We start from the raw sequence: 15728 nt of genomic DNA, 5'->3' as shown, positions 1-15728 counted from the left end.
GTGCCGCATTCCCCCGTTCCGCTGCGCCTGGGCGTCAACATCGATCATGTGGCGACGATCCGCAACGCGCGCGGGGGGGCGCATCCCGATCCTGTCAAGGCCGCATTGATGGCGGTGAAGGCAGGGGCTGACGGCATCACCGCCCATCTGCGTGAGGACCGGCGCCATATTCGCGACGAGGATATCGCCACGCTGATGGCGGCGCTGACGGTGCCGCTGAACCTGGAAATGGCGGCGACGCAGGAAATGCTTGGCATCGCACTTCGGCATCGGCCGCATGCCGCCTGCATCGTGCCGGAAAAGCGTGAGGAACGCACCACCGAGGGAGGACTGGACGCCGCCGGGCAGATCGAAACGCTGCGGCCGATCGTCGGCGCCCTCAGCGAAGCGGGCGTGCGCGTCAGCCTGTTCATCGAGCCGGACGCGGCCCAGATCGAGGCGGCGATCCGCCTGAACGCCCCGGTGGTCGAATTTCACACCGGCCGCTACGCGCATGTTTCGGGAGCCGAACGCGCCGAGGAATTGCGGCGGATATCCGACGCGGCGGCGCTGGCGGCCAAGAACGGGATCGAACCCCATGCCGGGCACGGCCTGACCTTCGACAATGTCGGGCCGATCGCCGCCATCCCGCAGGTGGCCGAACTCAATATCGGCCATTTCCTGATCGGTGAGGCGATCTTCGCCGGGCTGGAGGGCAGCATCCGCGAAATGCGGCGACAGATGGATCTGGTGCGTTGATCATCGGCCTCGGCTCCGACCTGTGCAATATCGAGCGGATCCAGCATTCGCTCGACCGGTTCGGAGAGCGATTCGAGAAGCGCGTCTTCACCGAGGTCGAGCAGGCCAAGGCCGATCGCCGCCCCTTCACCAAGGCGGGCACCCTCGCCAAGCGCTTCGCCGCGAAGGAAGCCTTTTCCAAGGCCGTCGGCACCGGTTTCAACAGGGGCGTCTTCATGAAGGACATCGGCGTCGTCAACCGTCCCGGCGGAGCCCCGACGCTGGCGCTGACCGGGGGTGCGCTCGCTCGCCTCGAATCGATGGTTCCCGCCGGACATCGGCCGGTCGTTCACCTGACGCTCACCGACGATCATCCATGGGCACAGGCCTTTGTGATCATCGAAGCCCTGCCGCTATGACGATGGGGCGCCACCAGCCGGAAATCCTCCCATGACGGCAGCCGACATGACCGAGAACGACCCCACCGAACAGCCGTCCACAGCCCCGGCCGCGGAACCGCCGAAGGCGTCGGTCAACTGGTGGCATGAAGTCAAAAGCATCAGCCTGCTGATCTTGGCGGTGCTGGGCTTCCACAGCTTCATCGCCAAGCCCTTCTACATTCCCAGCGAATCGATGATGCCCGTCCTGCTGAAGGGCGACCGGCTGGTGGTGAGCAAATATCCCTATGGCTGGTCCTATGTCTCGCCCAGCTTCCATCCGCTGCCCTTCCTGAAGGGACGGATTTTCGGACGGATGCCGGAGCGGGGCGACATCGTCATCGTCTCGCCGCAGAACAAGCGCGAGGATTATATCAAGCGCGTCATCGGCCTGCCCGGCGACATACTGGATGTGCGCGGCGGCCAGGTCATATTGAACGGCGTGCCGGTGCCGCAGAAAATATTGAAGCCGATCCGTCTGCCCGTGGACGGCAACGCCCCCTGCCCGCCCATGCAGTTCCCCGGCGCGCTGGTGACGGACGCCGACGGCAAGAGTTGGTGCGAACTGCCGGTGCGGCAGGAAACGCTGCCCAATGGGAAAAGCTATGTCATCATCGACATGGGACCGAGCACGCTCGACTGGTATGGGCCGGTGCGGATTCCGGCCGACCATGTCTTCCTGATGGGCGACAATCGCGACAACAGCGCCGACAGCCGCGCGCCGCTGGAGGAAAATGGCCTTGGCGGTCCGGTCCCCTGGGAAGCCATCGGCGGACGGGCCGAATTCATCACCTTCTCTCTGGACGGTGATTCGGGCTGGAATCCGGTGAGCTGGTTCCATGCCTTCCGTGCCGGCCGGGCCGGGAACAGCCTGCGCCCAGCAAGCGTTACTCCACCGAAATAAGCTCGTCCGGAAAGGGGATAGGGGTTGAACGGCAAGCAGGTCCATATCGAGCAACCCGGCCCCAGCGAATTGCAGAGCCCGCTGGTCCAGCATGAAATCAAGCGGGCCGGGGTGTGGTTCGCGCTGGGCATAGCCATCGCCCTGCTGGTGTTACTGGCCCAACCGATCATGCTGATCATGGGCGCGCTGGTGCTGACCACCATGATGGACGGCGGCACGCGGCTGCTGGGGCGGGTGCTGCCGATCGGGCGGGGCTGGCGGCTTACCATCGTGCTGGTCGCCGCGCTCGCCTTCCTGATCTACACCTTCTATCTCACCGGATCGAGCCTGGCCGCGCAGGCGCAGGCGATGCGCACCATCGTCGAGACCCAGATCAGCCGGATCGGCGGCTGGTTGCAGCAGTTGGGCGTCACCACCACGCCGGAGGATTTCAAGAGCCTTGCCAGCCAGGCGATGAGTTCGCTCGGCCGCGTGACGGCGGCCGTCGGGACGGCGGTAGGCGCGATCACCAGCGGGGTCATGATGCTGGTGCTGGCGATCTTCATCGCGATCGAACCCAAGCTCTACGAACGGGGCGTGGCCTGGATGCTGCCGATGGACAGGCGTTCCCATTTCTATGCCATTGCGGACAAGATGGGCTGGACGCTCCGCCGCCTGATGTTCGGGCGGCTGATCGGCATGGCGGTGGAGGGCGTCGGCGTCTGGCTGCTGCTCTGGGCGGGCGGCGTGCCGATGGCGGGACTGCTGGGCATATTGACCGGCCTGTTCGCCTTCCTGCCCAATATCGGATCGATCATTTCCGGCGTGCTGATCATGCTGGTGGGGTTTTCGGCGGGCTCCCATGCGGGCCTTTATGCCCTGGGCGTCTATCTGGCGGTCCAGATCGTCGACGGCTATCTGATCGTGCCGATGGTCGCCAAGCGCGCCACCGATCTGGCGCCCGCCCTGGTCCTTGCGGCGCAGATCCTGTTAGGCGCGCTGTTCGGCATCATGGGGCTGTTCCTCGCCGACCCGATAGTCGCGATGATCAAGGTCTATCTGGAGGAACGCTCCAAAGCGCTGGAGGCCAAGGCCGACATGGCCGCGACCGTGCCCGTGAACGCGTGAGCCCGTGAACGCGTGAGAATGTGAAGGCATGAGAAAAAGGCCCGCAAGCGGGCCTTTTCCAGTTCGACTTACGTTGAAGCTGAAGCTTGATCCGAGCCAGCAGGCAATGCCACCCCACCGGCTTCGACAATGCTCTATCAGTGGCCGGACGGCGGCATCACGCCCTGCTGCTGCATCATCTGCTGCATCCGCATGATGTCCGCCTTGGACTTGAAATCATGCAGCTGGACGTCGAACACCAGCACCGAATTGGCCGGGATCGGACCCGCCGCCTGCTCGCCATAGCCAAGCTGCGGCGGAATCCACAGGCGGTACTTGCCGCCCTTCTTCATCTTCTGCAGGCCTTCGGAGAAGCCGGGAACCACGCCATCGACCGGCATGGCGGTCTGCGGGTTCTCATCGAACACCGTGCCGTTGAGCAGCGCGCCCTTATAGCCCACCAGCGCCACGTCGGCGGCCGTCGGGCTGGGACCGGTGCCTTCCTCCAGCACCTTGTACTGCAGGCCCGATTCGGTCGTCACCACGCCGTCCGCATGCCCATTGCGGGCCAGGAAGCTGGCGGGCGACGGCTCGACGCCCTGCTGCCCGGCCCAGGCCAGACCACCGGCGGCCAGCGCCACCGCGGCAATGCCGACCCAAAGGCGCGTCAGCGACCCCTTGGCGATAGGACGAAGGGGAACGGCCGTCGTGGACATGGGATGTGCCTCGCAGTTGGTGCGGGTAGATTTTGCAGCAGAAGAAAGGGCGGTCAGCCGGCCGCCCCGAAACGGCAGTCCTTACCGGACGCCGTCGCGCTCGGCGCGCTTGCGCTCCAGCTTGCGGGCGCGGCGGACGGCAGCAGCCTTTTCGCGGGCGCGCTTTTCCGACGGCTTCTCATAGTGACGGCGCAGCTTCATCTCGCGATACACGCCCTCACGCTGCAGCTTCTTCTTGAGCGCGCGCAGGGCCTGGTCGACATTGTTGTCGCGAACGATGATTTGCATAAGCCAGTCAAACTCCAGTCGAAACCGGACGGATCGCCAGGAAACAAACCCTTCCCGACGGGCCACCCGAAGAAAATAGCGGTGAGTCGTCGCAGGTCACCCTGCGCCGTGTGGGGCGCGCCCTACCAGCAGAGTCGCGCAAATTCAACCCAAAAGCCGCGCCCCTCGACATGGGGCGCGGTAAAGCGGATAGTCCCGGCATAAACCAGAAGGAGGATCGCCATGGCAACTGCCGCCAAGAACCAGATCATGTCCGCCGCTGAACGGGAGGCCCGCCTGCAACTGGCCGCCTGTTATCGCATCTTCGACCATATGGGCTGGTCCGAGATGATCTACAACCACATCACCCTCCGCGTCCCGGATGAGGAAAACGCCTTCCTGATCAATCCGTTCGGGCTTCTCTACAGCGAGGTGACGGCATCCAGCCTGGTCAAGATCGACATTGACGGCCATGTGCTCGACGGCAGCCCCTATCCGGTCAACCGCGCCGGCTTCACCCAGCACAGCGTCTTCCACCGCCATCTGCCCGATGCGCATTGCATCATCCATACCCACACCACCGCCACGATGGCGGTCAGCGCCACGCGGGAAGGGCTGCGCCCCACCAATTTCTACGCCGCCGCCTTTGCCGGGCGAATCGCCTATCATGATTTCGAAGGCGTCACGATCCGTCCGGAGGAAGGCGAAAGGCTGATCGCCCATCTCGGCCAGCGGCGGATCATGATGCTGCGCAACCATGGCACGCTGGTCATGGCGAAGACCCTGCCGCACGCCTTCATGACCCAGTGGTCGTTGCAGCGCGCCTGCGAGATCCAGGTGGCGACCGGGGCGGCCGGAACGCCGATAGAAATCAGCGAGGATGTGATCGCCATACACCAGCGCGACATCGGCGGGGTGCAGTTGCCGGTCGGCCCCGGCGTCCCCGATTTCGAGGCGATGGTGCGCAAGATCGACCGGATCGATCCGAGCTGGCGCGACTGAGCCGGACCGTCCGGACCAAAATTCCCCGCCGGGGCAAGTGCATCGCACTTGCCCATTGTCCCATATTTCAGCATCTTGGCGCCCATGCCCGCGATGCGCCCCGAACGGTCGGTCTTCCTCCTGTTGCTGGCGCTGCTCATCGTCGTGGTGGCAGTGGGCAGCACCTATTGGGCTTATACGGCGCAGCAGCGGGTCAATGGCTGGGTTCAGCACACGCTGCGGGTGGAAAACCAGCTATCGACCCTTCTGCTCCATGTGCAGGAGGCGGAGAGCAGCCAGCGCGGCTTCATGCTGACGGGCAGGGACAGTTTCCTGGGGCCTTACACCGCCTTCCGCAATGAATGGCGGGAAGAGCTGACCGCATTGCGGGCCGAGATGAGCGACAATCGCCTGCAGGCCCAATCGATCGAAACACTAGAGCAGCTGCTCGACGACCGGCTGTTCCTGATGCGCAGCGGGATCGAACGGCGGCGACAGGGCGCCATCATCGCGCCCGACGATTTCAACGCGGGCATGGTCACGATGACCAAGATCCGGGCCGTCGTCGCCGCCATGCGGGCGCGCGAGGCCCAACTGCTGAAAGGCCGGACGGCCAACGACTATCGCCTCAGCCTGCTGGTGTCCGTCGGCATGGCGGTTTCGGCGGTGCTGATCACCCTGCTGGGGGCGCTGGCGCTGCGCACCGCCTATCGCCGGGTGACGGAAGCCACGGAAAGCCAGCAGGCGTTGAGTTCGATCAACAGGAGGCTGGTCGCCGAAGGACAGGAACGGGAAGCGGCCGAGGCGCAGTTGCGCCAGATGCAGAAGATGGAATCCATCGGACAGCTCACCGGCGGCATTGCCCATGACTTCAACAATATGCTGGCCATCGTCATCGGTTCGCTCGACATGGCGCGGCGGCGGCTGGCGGCCGGTACCGATCCGCGCGTCACGAAAAGCATCGACAATGCGGCGGAGGGTGCCCAGCGCGCCGCCCAACTCACCGCACGGCTGCTGGCCTTTTCCCGGCAGCAGCCGCTCGATCCGCAGCCGACCGACGTCAACAAGCTGGTGGGCGGCATGTCGGAACTGCTGCGCCGCACGATCGGGGAGAGCATCCGGGTCGAAACCGTGCTGGCCGGTGGGCTGTGGCGGGCGAGCATCGATGCCGGCCAGCTCGAATCGGCGATCATCAACCTGTGCGTCAATTCACGCGACGCCATGCCGGCGGGCGGGCGGCTGACCATAGAGACCGCCAACGCGCATCTCGACGATGCCTATGCCGCGGGCCAGAGCGACGTCGCGCCGGGGCAATATGTCATGGTGTCGGTGACCGACAACGGAACCGGAATGCCGCCGGACGTGGTGGACCGCGCCTTCGATCCCTTCTTCACCACCAAGGGCGTGGGCAAGGGCACCGGGCTGGGACTGAGTCAGGTGTTCGGCTTCATCAAGCAATCGCGCGGCCATGTGAAAATCTATTCCGAGCCGGGCGAAGGCACGGTCATCAAAATCTATCTGCCCCGCCATTACGGCGCGGAAGCGGCAGCCGGGACGGTCGCTGCGGTCGCGACGGAACTGCCCCGCGCGCGGGAAGAGGAAATCATCCTGGTGGTCGAGGATGAAGAGCGGGTCCGCCATATGTCGGTCGATTCGCTGCGCGAGCTGGGCTACACCATCGTCCAGGCGTCGGACGGCGAACAGGCGCTGGAAATGCTGGCGATCCAGCCCCGCATCGACATGCTGTTCACCGATATCGTCATGCCGGGCATCAATGGGCGGGAACTTGCCGATCGGGCGCGAAAGACCCGCCCTGCCCTCAAGATACTCTACACCACCGGTTACACCCGCAACGCCATCGTCCATAATGGCATGCTCGATCCGGGCGTATCCTTCCTTGCCAAGCCCTTCACGCTGGACCAGCTGGCGATGAAGGTCCGCCAGGTGCTGGATGGGAACGGTGCCGACGCCTGAGCCGGTTCTGATGCAGATTATGGACAGGACGGGATTTGGAACATATCATGAACGATCATGACCGCTCTCTCCGTTCGCCAGAAGCTCGAAATCCTCGCCGACGCCGCCAAATATGATGCGTCATGCGCTTCCTCCGGCACGGTCGGAAGGGACAGTGCCTCAGGGCGCAAGGGCGGGATCGGATCGACGGAGGGCATGGGCATCTGCCATGCCTATGCGCCGGACGGACGATGCATTTCGCTGCTCAAGATCCTGCTGACCAACAGCTGCATTTTCGATTGCCACTATTGCATCAACCGGCAGTCCAGCAATGTCCGCCGCGCCCGGTTCACCGTGCGCGAAGTGGTGGAGCTGACGATCAGCTTCTACCGCCGCAACTATATTGAAGGGCTCTTCCTCTCCTCCGGCATCATCCGGTCGTCGGACTATACCATGGAGCAACTGGTCGCCGTCGCCCGCAGCCTGCGGGAAGAGCATGATTTCCGCGGCTACATCCATCTCAAGACCATTCCCGACGCAGACCCCCAACTGGCGCAACAGGCCGGGCTCTATGCCGACCGGCTGTCCATCAATGTCGAGCTGCCGACGGAAACCGGACTGAAGCGGCTCGCGCCGGAAAAGGACGGCAAGCGGATCGAAACCGCCATGGCCGGGATGCGTGCCGCGATCGAGGATGGGAGCGACGCGCGCCGCCGCTATGCCCATGCGCCGCGCTTCGCACCGGCCGGGCAATCGACCCAGATGATCATCGGCGCGGACAGGGCGGACGACCGCGCCATCATCCACCGCGCCAGCGCCCTCTATGACCGCCACCGCCTGCGGCGGGTCTATTACAGCGCCTTTTCCCCGATCCCGTCCCCCAGCAGCGTACTGCCGCTCCAGCGCCCGCCGCTGATGCGCGAGCATCGGCTGTATCAGTCCGACTGGATGATGCGCTTCTACGGCTTTTCGGCGGAGGAACTGGAAGGCGCGACCGATCCCGAAACCGGCTGCCTGCCGCTCGACATCGATCCCAAGCTGGCCTGGGCGTTGCGGCATCGCGACGCCTTCCCCGTCGACGTCAACCGCGCGCCGCGCGAAGCCTTGCTGCGGGTGCCGGGCCTGGGCGTCAAGGCGGTCGACCGCATCCTCGCCAGCCGCCGCCACCGCCGCTTGCGGCTGGACGATATCGCGCGGCTGACCCGCTCGATCGCAAAGCTGCGCCCCTTTCTGGTGGCGGGCGACTGGCGGCCCGTGCAGCTGGCCGACCGGTTGCACCTGCGTCCCACATCCCGCGCCAGCCAATTGGAGCTTTTTTGAATGAAACGAACGCATTTTGCCGTTGATCGGTGCGGCCGTTCATGTTTTCCTTTTCCGGCGCAAGGAAAGGGTCAGGTTTTTGGCGACAAAGTGGAATGGCGGCACCTCCCATCGCACGGGGCATGCCCGGCGGATGAGTACGCATCTGGCTGCCGCGCTGGTCGTTTTCTGCCTGCTTCAGATTTTCATCGTCGCCAAGATGGGCGGGTCGCTGCTGCTGCATCTGGGCATCATCATTGCGATCGGCGGCTTTGCGGTGGCGGCGCGGGGACTGGAGCGTCGCTGGGAACTGCTCGACGGCAGCGGCCTGTCCTCCCATGGCCTGGAAACGCGGTTCCGCCGCGATCTGGTGCAGCTCTGGTCGGCCAGCATCGTCGGCGGGCTGCTCTGGATTCCTGTCGCAATCATCTTTCGCGCCCTGTTCGGCTGAACCCAAAGCGGCGATCCATCGTTGTTCTTTCCTGATGAGAAGGAGCATAGCCATGGCCAAAGCCAGCATTTTCGACCGACTGAAACAGGATCATGACGCCCATCGCCAGCTTTTCGAGAAGATGGCCGATGCCGGGAACGATCCTGACCGGCTGAAAAAGCTGTTCGAACAGTTCCGGGTGGAAGTGACGGCCCATGCCGCGGCAGAGGAGGAAACGCTCTACGCCACCATGCTGGCGCGTCCGGACCTGCGTGAAGACGCCCAGCACAGCGTATCCGAACATAAGGAAATCGACGATTTTCTGGAGGAGCTGGAGGGTCTTTCCTTCAATGGGGCGGATTGGAACCGGACCTTTGCCGACATGAAGAAACGCTACCTCCATCATATCGAGGAGGAAGAGGAAGAGATGTTCCCCGATGCCGCGAAGGAATTGACCGCGCAGGAGGAAGAGAGACTCGCGGCGCTTTTCGCCGAGCGCAAACCGGCGGAACTCGAGCGGGCGGAAGCGGAGGATTAGAGAATGATGATGAGCCCCGGTCGATCCCACCGGCTGGCGCCCCGACGGATCATGTATCGCGCGCAACTGAATGGGCCGGACGATTTCGAGGGATGGCGACGCGCTGCCCGCGCCTTCGCGATCGCCGGAATCGCGCCAGCCGAAATCAACTGGCAGGTCGACGGCGATAGCGGCGATCTCTTTGCCGTCACCCCGGCCCCGGCGGCGTTGCCGCCCACGAGCGCCGCCATCTTCTCTGTCCCACGTCCCTTTGTAGAATTGGCCGAAACCGCGATCCTGCATCGCGATCCGCAACGCTTCGCCCTGCTTTATGCGCTCCTTCTTCGGGTGCGCGAACATCCGTCCAGCCTGGAGGACCGTGCCGACCCCCTGCTCCGTCGGGTGGAGGGGCTGGCCAAGGCTGTCCGGCGCGACCTGCACAAGATGCGCGCCTTCGTCCGCTTCCGCGAACTGGCCGATGCGGACGGGCCGCACTTCGTCGCCTGGTTCGAACCCGACCATCATATCGTCCGCGCCAATGCCGGTTTCTTCATGCGCCGTTTCGCCTCGATGCGCTGGTCGATCCTCACGCCGGAGATCAGCATCCACTGGGATGGCGAAACCTTGTCCGAGGGTCCCGGCGCCACCCGCGCGGATGCGGCCGTGGACGATCCGGTCGAAGAGATATGGAAGGGCTATTATGCAGCAATCTTCAATCCCGCCCGGCTCAAGGTCGGTGCCATGCTGTCCGAAATGCCGCGAAAATATTGGCGCAACCTGCCCGAAGCCACGCTCATCCCGGGGCTGGTGGCGGGGGCCCAAGCGCGCGAGGCAGCCATGATCGCGACCCCACCCAAGCCCGCCGCCCGCCAAGGGAACGCCGACGCCGCATGGCAGGCGTTGCGCGACGAGGCGACGGGCTGCACCCGTTGCCCCTTGTACCGGGACGCCACCCAGACGGTGTTCGGCGAGGGACCGGTCGACGCGCCATTGATGTTCATCGGCGAACAGCCGGGGGATCAGGAGGATCTGGCCGGGCGCCCCTTCGTCGGACCCGCTGGCCAGCTGTTCGATCAAGCGCTGGAGGAGGCCGGGATCGACCGCAGCCGCACCTATATCACCAATGCGGTCAAGCATTTCAAACATGAACGGCGCGGCAAGCGGCGCATCCACCAGACGCCGGAAACGCCCGAAATCCAGGCCTGCCGCTGGTGGCTGGAACAGGAACGGGATCTGGTCCGCCCGCGCATCATCGTGGCACTCGGCGCGACGGCCGGGCGCGCGCTGATCGGCAAGGCCGTGACGATCGGCCGGTGGCGCGGCGCACCCATTGCATTGGAGAGCGGCGCGCAGGGCTGGATCACCGTCCATCCCAGCTTCCTGCTGCGCATGCCCGACCCAAGCCGCAGGGTCGAGGAACGGGCGCGCTTCATCAGTGAACTGCGCGCCATCGGGGAACAGGTGAAGGCGCTCGCCTGAGCCTCAGATCAGACCCAGCTTCGCCAGCTCCCCCAGCATGGCGGACGGCATGGCGTCCAGATCGTTCGCCTCGCCCCCGCCCAGGTCGGGCGGCGCATCCTTCGCCTCCAGATAACGCCAGCCCTGATGGGCACGCTTGGGTTGCGCGCGCACCGATATCAGCCGGGGTTCCAGCCTGATCCAGTAGCGCCCCTGCCCGGTTTCCCGGAAGCCCAGGATCGGGCTGCGCCCCACCAGTTGATGACCATGTATCCAGTAGAGGGAGCCACCCGCCAGTTCCTCGACCCGCTTGGGCAGGTAGCGGGTGGTCAGCCGCGCCTCTTCCGCATGGCTTTCCAGCCAGGCCCGGAGCGTGGCGGGACTTTCGCTCTGGAAGGCGATCTTGGTGAGGTGTAGCGGCATCACGCGAAGATGGGCGCTTCCGCGCGGCGGTCAAGCCCGGCTACAGACCCCAGATGGTGGCTAGGCCGAGGAAGGAGAAAAAGCCCATCACGTCCGTCATGGTGGTGACGAACACCGCCGACGATACGGCCGGATCGATATTGAAGCGGTCCAGCGTCACCGGCACCAATATGCCCGCCAGCCCCGCCACGAGATTGTTGAACAGCATCGCCAGCGCGATGACGATGCCCAGATCGTGATTGCCGTAGATCAGCCCCACCGACACGCCGATCAATATGCCCAGCGCCGTGCCATTGGCGCTGGCGATGCGGAATTCGCGGACGATCTGGCGGATGGTGTTGGAACTGGTGAGCTGATTGGTGGCGAGCGCGCGCACCGCCACCGCCATGGTCTGCGTCCCGGCATTGCCGCCCATGCCCGACACGATCGGCATCAGCACCGCCAGCACGACATATTTGGAGATGGTCGACTGGAACAGCCCGACCACCGACGCCGCCAGGATCGCCGTGCCCAGGTTCACCACCAGCCAGGAGAGGCGCGTGCGCACCGTTTCCAGGATCGGCTGGTTGATGTCGCCCTCGCCCGCGCCCGACAGGCGGAGAATATCCTCGCCCGCTTCCTCGGAGATGATGTGGACGATGTCGTCCACCGTGATCATGCCGACCAGCCGCCCGCTGGCATCGACCACGGCGGCGGAGATCAGCGCATATTTCTGGAAGCGGAGCGCCACCTCCTCCTGATCCATATCGACCGGGATCAGCGTCTGTTCGCGCTTCATCAGGTCGGCCATGGCGATGCTGCGCGGGCAGGTCAGCACCCAACTCAACTGGCAGGTGCCGATCGGCTTGTGCGCTTCGTCGACGACGAAGATTTCCCAGAAATCGCTGGTAAGGTCGCGATTGTCGCGCAGATAGTCGATGACCTGCCCGACCGTCATATGCTCCGGCACCGCGACCAGGTCGCGCTGCATCAGGCGGCCTGCGGATTCCTCCGGATAGGAGAGCGCGTTTTCGATCGCCGCGCGGTCTTCGGGGTCGAGCGCGTCGAGGACGGCCTGCTGGTCGGCCTCCTCCATATCCTCGATGATGGCGACGGCGTCGTCGGTGTCGAGTTCGGCGGCGAATTCCGCCACCTGCTCGGGCCGCAGCGCATCCAGCAGGTCGTCGCGGACATAGTCGTTGAGTTCGGAAAGAACCTCTGCGCCGACCAGATCGCCCAGCGCCGCCGCCACTTCGCCGCGCCGCTCGGACGGGGTCAGTTCCAGAAGGTCGGCAATGTCCGCCGGATGCAGCGGCGACACCAGTTCCCGCGCGGTTTCGCGGTCGTCCGCCTCCACCGCGTCGAGCACGGCATCGACAAACTCGGACTTCAGCCGGTCGTCCTCGTCATGGCGCGATTCCGCCTGATCGACGACAGGTTCGTCGCTATGGTCTGCGTCCAGCCGGGGTTCGGCCGTATCGGCTCGTTCGCTCATCGCGTCCCCTACTGTCCGGTTCCTGTAGCATGTCGCTGCTTTTGCCCATGCTCGTCACAATTGCAATGCCCCAAGAAACTCATGAGGCGCTTCCATCCCCGTCCCAACACTCTATATGAACGATCTTTCCCGTTTCCCCCGCCACGAGAGGATATTTATGGCTGACGAAACCCTGACACTCACCCTCGACAGCGGCGGCGACGTCGTGATCAAGCTGCGTCCCGACCTGGCGCCCGGCCATGTCGAGCGCATCACCCAGCTCACCAAGGACGGTTTCTACGATGGCGTCGTGTTCCACCGCGTCATTCCCGGCTTCATGGCGCAGGGCGGCGATCCGACCGGCACCGGCATGGGCGGGTCGAAGCTGCCCGACCTGAAGGCCGAATTCAGCCGCGAACCGCATATTCGCGGCGTCTGCTCCATGGCCCGCGCGATGAACCCGAACAGCGCCAACAGCCAGTTCTTCATCTGCTTCGACGATGCCACCTTCCTTGACGGCCAATATACCGTCTGGGGTGAGGTGACGTCGGGCATGGAGCATGTCGACGCGCTGCCCAAGGGCGAACCGCCCAAGACCCCGGGCAAGATCCTGAAGGCGACTATTTCTTGAGCAGCCCGTCGGTGGCGGAGATGGCATTGTCCGTCTCCGCCGCCGGTTGCGCCGGCGGTTCGTAGGGACCGATCGATTCGATATGCCAGCGGCGATCCGCCTCGCTGGAACCCGGCACGTCATTGGCGCGGCGCAGCGTCACCTGCCGCAGCCGATACCAGGGCTTGCCGTTGGCCGCCAGGCGGCCATAGACCTGCACCGGCACGGTCACGAACAGCGATCCCGCTGCGCCCTCCACATTGCCGGGTGCGCCGACATTGGCATGCACCTCGCTGAAGCTGCGGAAGCGCGCGGCGAAGCGGGCATCATCCTCGGCCCCCATCGCGCTGTTGTCGTTCCACAGATCCTGCGCGTCGCCGTAGCGCTTTTCCTCCAGCAGGCCATAATAGCCCTGCACCACCTGCGCGGCGCCCTGCGCGCCCTTGGGATCGACCGCATCTTCCTCCACCACCGGCTGGGGATCGGCGGGCAGGCCGCCCGGCGTGCCGGGAGGGGGGGGCCTCAGCGGTTCCATCACCGCCTGCGCTTCCGCCCGGACGCTGTTTTCGACCTGCGTCGCATTGGCGCCATTGGCAAGATTGTTGATCGCGCTCTCCTCCCGGCCGTCGCAGGCCGCGAGCGAAATCAGGCTGAGAAACAGGGCGGCACCGGCACGAACCCGCATCAGTCGCGCTTGCCCCGCCAGCCGCCGTGGCGCGACCCGCCGCCGCCTTCGGAGCGGGCTCGCGGTGCGTTGCCGGGATTCCAGCCGGGGCGTGGAGCGGTCATATCGTGCTGTCCTCTGCCTGTGGGGGGTGAACGGTCGGCGGCGGGAGGCCGGGCAAAGCGGCCGCCATCGTCACGGCCGTCGCGGTTCCAGCGGCCGTTCCACGAACCGCGCGGCGAGCCGTTCCAGCGATTGCCGTCATCATCGCCGCGACGCGCTTCCCTGCGGCCTTCCCAATAGCGGCGCTGCCCGTCATTCCAGCGGTGGCGCTGGCCGCCGCGGCTGTACACATAATAGCCGCTGCCGGGATAATAGAAGCCGTCATACCAGCCGCTATAATAGCCCGGCCGATAATAGCCAGGGCTCCAATAACCGTCATAATAGCCGCCACCATAATAGCCGGTGCCGACGCTCACGCCGCCATAATAGCCATCGTCATAGGCGCAGCCGCCCAGAGCCAGCGCACCGGCAAGGCCGATCGCGGCCAGGAAACCATGTCCGGTCCACGTCATCGCCTTTCTCCTCATGTCCATATCCTCATCCTGCATAACGCCGGCCAGTTGAATTGGTTGTGAATGGCGGCGGCCGCAGCCCGTTTAGCTGAGGTTCAGACAAGCGCGGATCGGTTCATCCTGGCGACAGAAACCGTTGTATTTGGGTTACAAAAGGCCGCTTTGCCGGATTTTTCCGGTTCGGTTCATGCAACCTTCACCCGCCAATGGGGATTGACCGGCTATCGCCTGAGCCGCTTGCAGCAGCCTGAGCGATGCCGAAGGGTCCAAACCTGCGGCTGCATATTTTCCAACAAGTGAAGGGGAAACCCCATGAAGACTCTGCTGTTCACAGCGGCTGCCGCCGCGTCTCTGCTTCCCGTCGCCGCCCTGGCGCAGGACGGAACCGGGCAGGACGGAGGATCGCGCCGCATCGAACCCTATGTCGGCGTGATGGGCGGCATCCACAATTTCGACAGCGAAGCCAACAAGCAGGGCATTCCGCCGGTCGGCTACAAGGGCCGGATCGTGGAAGGCGTGGCGGGCGTGAACGCCAATGTCGCCGGGCCGCTGGTGCTGGGCGTCGAGGGCACCGCGAGCAAGGGCGTCAGCGGCGACATCGACTGGGAATATGGCGTGGCCGGCCGCGCCGGGATCAAGGCGGGCAAGGACAGCCTGATCTTCACCAAGGTCGGCTATAAATGGGTCAATTTCGACGCCCTCGGCCCCAACAGCCGCGACTATCATGGCATGACCTATGGCGCGGGCGTGGAACTGTCCACCGCCGACATGGGCGGATCGGCCCAGAGCAGCAATATCCGGCTGCGCGTGCAGGCCGACACCATGGGCAATTTCCACTCGATCCGGCCGATGGCGGGCGTGGTCGCGAAATTCTGATCGACCGGCTTGGGCGGGGCGCTCCCTTGGCGCGCCGCCCTTCTGTCCAAACCTCCGCTGGAGGATTGGGGTTCGGGGCGGCCATGGACTGCGGCCGTCCCGAATTCCCCGCCCCGACAGGGTCAGGGTGACATAGGTGACACGATGACGGCGTTGGAAAAGCGCCGTTTTTCCTATTTTTCCGACAGGTCAAAGAGCCAGTTCCGGTCTGGCACGAAAGGTCCGCTGTAGGACAGGGGAATTTTCGGGCGGGTTTTTGCCGATACGCTTCATCGAAAGATGGCGGCACTCCGTGGTACAGGCGGTAGGAGAGTTGCGCAGGTCGTGCATTGGCCCCTCCACCATGCTGCGCAGGGTCCCCC

At 64.8% G+C, this 15728-nt stretch carries 19 protein-coding genes; 13 read left to right on the top strand and 6 right to left on the bottom strand.

Annotated features, from left to right (window positions below; all coding sequences use genetic code 11):
* Genes MJ601_RS12770 through MJ601_RS12755 form a run of 4 tightly spaced genes read left to right on the top strand, consistent with a single transcriptional unit; the run spans window position 1 to window position 3165 of the window.
* Window positions 1-738, top strand: a complete 738-nt coding sequence (locus MJ601_RS12770; RefSeq protein WP_242126974.1) for a pyridoxine 5'-phosphate synthase — start codon at window positions 1-3, stop codon at window positions 736-738.
* Window positions 735-1136 (top strand): holo-ACP synthase, encoded by a 402-nt coding sequence (gene acpS / locus MJ601_RS12765; protein WP_242126972.1) that lies wholly within the window; start codon window positions 735-737, stop codon window positions 1134-1136. Before MJ601_RS12770 ends, acpS begins: the two co-directional genes overlap by 4 nt.
* Window positions 1137-1167: 31 nt before the next feature.
* A complete protein-coding gene (lepB, locus tag MJ601_RS12760; protein ID WP_242126970.1) occupies window positions 1168-2058 on the top strand; it encodes a signal peptidase I in 891 nt (296 codons plus the stop codon).
* A gap of 24 nt (window positions 2059-2082) precedes the next feature.
* Window positions 2083-3165, top strand: a complete 1083-nt coding sequence (locus MJ601_RS12755) for an AI-2E family transporter (protein WP_242126968.1) — start codon at window positions 2083-2085, stop codon at window positions 3163-3165.
* A gap of 137 nt (window positions 3166-3302) precedes the next feature.
* Here the strand turns inward: MJ601_RS12755 and MJ601_RS12750 are convergent, their stop codons facing one another.
* Window positions 3303-3860, bottom strand: coding sequence for an FKBP-type peptidyl-prolyl cis-trans isomerase (locus MJ601_RS12750; protein ID WP_242126967.1), 558 nt, complete (start codon window positions 3858-3860; stop codon window positions 3303-3305).
* Between the two features lie 81 nt (window positions 3861-3941).
* Window positions 3942-4148 carry a 30S ribosomal protein S21 gene (gene rpsU / locus MJ601_RS12745; protein ID WP_004208618.1) on the bottom strand — a complete coding sequence of 69 codons (207 nt, stop codon included), beginning with the start codon at window positions 4146-4148 and terminating at the stop codon, window positions 3942-3944.
* A gap of 222 nt (window positions 4149-4370) precedes the next feature.
* Between rpsU and MJ601_RS12740 the strand changes: the two genes are divergently transcribed.
* From MJ601_RS12740 to MJ601_RS12715, 6 genes are all read left to right on the top strand, one after another.
* A complete protein-coding gene (locus tag MJ601_RS12740; RefSeq protein ID WP_242126964.1) occupies window positions 4371-5129 on the top strand; it encodes a class II aldolase/adducin family protein in 759 nt (252 codons plus the stop codon).
* A gap of 84 nt (window positions 5130-5213) precedes the next feature.
* Window positions 5214-7082, top strand: coding sequence for a CHASE3 domain-containing protein (locus MJ601_RS12735; RefSeq protein ID WP_242126962.1), 1869 nt, complete (start codon window positions 5214-5216; stop codon window positions 7080-7082).
* A 57-nt stretch (window positions 7083-7139) separates the two neighbouring features.
* A complete protein-coding gene (locus MJ601_RS12730) occupies window positions 7140-8381 on the top strand; it encodes a putative DNA modification/repair radical SAM protein (RefSeq protein ID WP_242126959.1) in 1242 nt (413 codons plus the stop codon).
* Between the two features lie 133 nt (window positions 8382-8514).
* On the top strand, window positions 8515-8811 hold the full coding sequence (locus tag MJ601_RS12725) for a hypothetical protein (protein ID WP_242126957.1): 297 nt from the start codon (window positions 8515-8517) through the stop codon (window positions 8809-8811).
* Between the two features lie 52 nt (window positions 8812-8863).
* Complete coding sequence (locus MJ601_RS12720) at window positions 8864-9328, top strand: hemerythrin domain-containing protein (RefSeq protein WP_242126955.1); 465 nt, start codon at window positions 8864-8866, stop codon at window positions 9326-9328.
* Between the two features lie 51 nt (window positions 9329-9379).
* Entirely contained in the window at window positions 9380-10786 is a 1407-nt protein-coding gene (locus MJ601_RS12715; RefSeq protein WP_242127107.1) for a UdgX family uracil-DNA binding protein, read from the top strand.
* Window positions 10787-10789: 3 nt separating this feature from the next.
* Here the strand turns inward: MJ601_RS12715 and MJ601_RS12710 are convergent, their stop codons facing one another.
* A complete protein-coding gene (locus MJ601_RS12710) occupies window positions 10790-11188 on the bottom strand; it encodes a DUF1489 family protein (RefSeq protein ID WP_242127106.1) in 399 nt (132 codons plus the stop codon).
* A gap of 40 nt (window positions 11189-11228) precedes the next feature.
* Window positions 11229-12662: a magnesium transporter gene (mgtE, locus tag MJ601_RS12705; protein ID WP_242126953.1), complete on the bottom strand. Its 1434-nt coding sequence runs from the start codon at window positions 12660-12662 to the stop codon at window positions 11229-11231.
* Between the two features lie 157 nt (window positions 12663-12819).
* Here mgtE and MJ601_RS12700 point away from each other — a divergent pair, with 157 nt between their 5' ends.
* Complete coding sequence (locus MJ601_RS12700) at window positions 12820-13272, top strand: peptidylprolyl isomerase (protein WP_242126950.1); 453 nt, start codon at window positions 12820-12822, stop codon at window positions 13270-13272.
* Here the strand turns inward: MJ601_RS12700 and MJ601_RS12695 are convergent.
* Window positions 13262-13936 carry a hypothetical protein gene (locus MJ601_RS12695; protein ID WP_242126948.1) on the bottom strand — a complete coding sequence of 225 codons (675 nt, stop codon included), beginning with the start codon at window positions 13934-13936 and terminating at the stop codon, window positions 13262-13264. The two genes, MJ601_RS12700 and MJ601_RS12695, sit on opposite strands and share 11 nt — an antisense overlap.
* Window positions 13936-14490: a hypothetical protein gene (locus tag MJ601_RS12690; RefSeq protein ID WP_242126946.1), complete on the bottom strand. Its 555-nt coding sequence runs from the start codon at window positions 14488-14490 to the stop codon at window positions 13936-13938. The genes MJ601_RS12695 and MJ601_RS12690 overlap by 1 nt, the downstream gene beginning before the upstream one ends.
* A 63-nt stretch (window positions 14491-14553) precedes the next feature.
* Here MJ601_RS12690 and MJ601_RS12685 point away from each other — a divergent pair, with 63 nt between their 5' ends.
* Window positions 14554-14790, top strand: coding sequence for a hypothetical protein (locus tag MJ601_RS12685; RefSeq protein WP_242126944.1), 237 nt, complete (start codon window positions 14554-14556; stop codon window positions 14788-14790).
* A gap of 12 nt (window positions 14791-14802) precedes the next feature.
* The gene (locus tag MJ601_RS12680) at window positions 14803-15366 is read left to right on the top strand and encodes an opacity protein (protein WP_242126942.1); all 564 of its coding nucleotides are present in this window, start codon (window positions 14803-14805) and stop codon (window positions 15364-15366) included.
* The last annotated feature ends 362 nt before the right edge of the window (window positions 15367-15728 follow it).

This window comes from Sphingobium trunci, from assembly GCF_022664535.1.
Taxonomy (GTDB): domain Bacteria; phylum Pseudomonadota; class Alphaproteobacteria; order Sphingomonadales; family Sphingomonadaceae; genus Sphingobium.
This window is presented reverse-complemented; position numbering and strand designations above follow the sequence as displayed.

Bases quoted from the DNA above. Each gene is read 5' to 3' on its own strand.
- lepB (WP_242126970.1), top strand. From the start codon at position 1,168: ATGACGGCAGCCGACATGACCGAGAACGACCCCACCGAACAGCCGTCC.
- MJ601_RS12750 (WP_242126967.1), bottom strand. From the start codon at position 3,860: ATGTCCACGACGGCCGTTCCCCTTCGTCCTATCGCCAAGGGGTCGCTG.
- rpsU (WP_004208618.1), bottom strand. From the start codon at position 4,148: ATGCAAATCATCGTTCGCGACAACAATGTCGACCAGGCCCTGCGCGCG.
- MJ601_RS12740 (WP_242126964.1), top strand. From the start codon at position 4,371: ATGGCAACTGCCGCCAAGAACCAGATCATGTCCGCCGCTGAACGGGAG.
- MJ601_RS12735 (WP_242126962.1), top strand. From the start codon at position 5,214: ATGCCCGCGATGCGCCCCGAACGGTCGGTCTTCCTCCTGTTGCTGGCG.
- MJ601_RS12730 (WP_242126959.1), top strand. From the start codon at position 7,140: ATGACCGCTCTCTCCGTTCGCCAGAAGCTCGAAATCCTCGCCGACGCC.
- MJ601_RS12725 (WP_242126957.1), top strand. From the start codon at position 8,515: ATGAGTACGCATCTGGCTGCCGCGCTGGTCGTTTTCTGCCTGCTTCAG.
- MJ601_RS12720 (WP_242126955.1), top strand. From the start codon at position 8,864: ATGGCCAAAGCCAGCATTTTCGACCGACTGAAACAGGATCATGACGCC.
- MJ601_RS12715 (WP_242127107.1), top strand. From the start codon at position 9,380: ATGTATCGCGCGCAACTGAATGGGCCGGACGATTTCGAGGGATGGCGA.
- MJ601_RS12710 (WP_242127106.1), bottom strand. From the start codon at position 11,188: ATGCCGCTACACCTCACCAAGATCGCCTTCCAGAGCGAAAGTCCCGCC.
- mgtE (WP_242126953.1), bottom strand. From the start codon at position 12,662: ATGAGCGAACGAGCCGATACGGCCGAACCCCGGCTGGACGCAGACCAT.
- MJ601_RS12700 (WP_242126950.1), top strand. From the start codon at position 12,820: ATGGCTGACGAAACCCTGACACTCACCCTCGACAGCGGCGGCGACGTC.
- MJ601_RS12695 (WP_242126948.1), bottom strand. From the start codon at position 13,936: ATGCGGGTTCGTGCCGGTGCCGCCCTGTTTCTCAGCCTGATTTCGCTC.
- MJ601_RS12690 (WP_242126946.1), bottom strand. From the start codon at position 14,490: ATGACGTGGACCGGACATGGTTTCCTGGCCGCGATCGGCCTTGCCGGT.
- MJ601_RS12685 (WP_242126944.1), top strand. From the start codon at position 14,554: ATGGCGGCGGCCGCAGCCCGTTTAGCTGAGGTTCAGACAAGCGCGGAT.
- MJ601_RS12680 (WP_242126942.1), top strand. From the start codon at position 14,803: ATGAAGACTCTGCTGTTCACAGCGGCTGCCGCCGCGTCTCTGCTTCCC.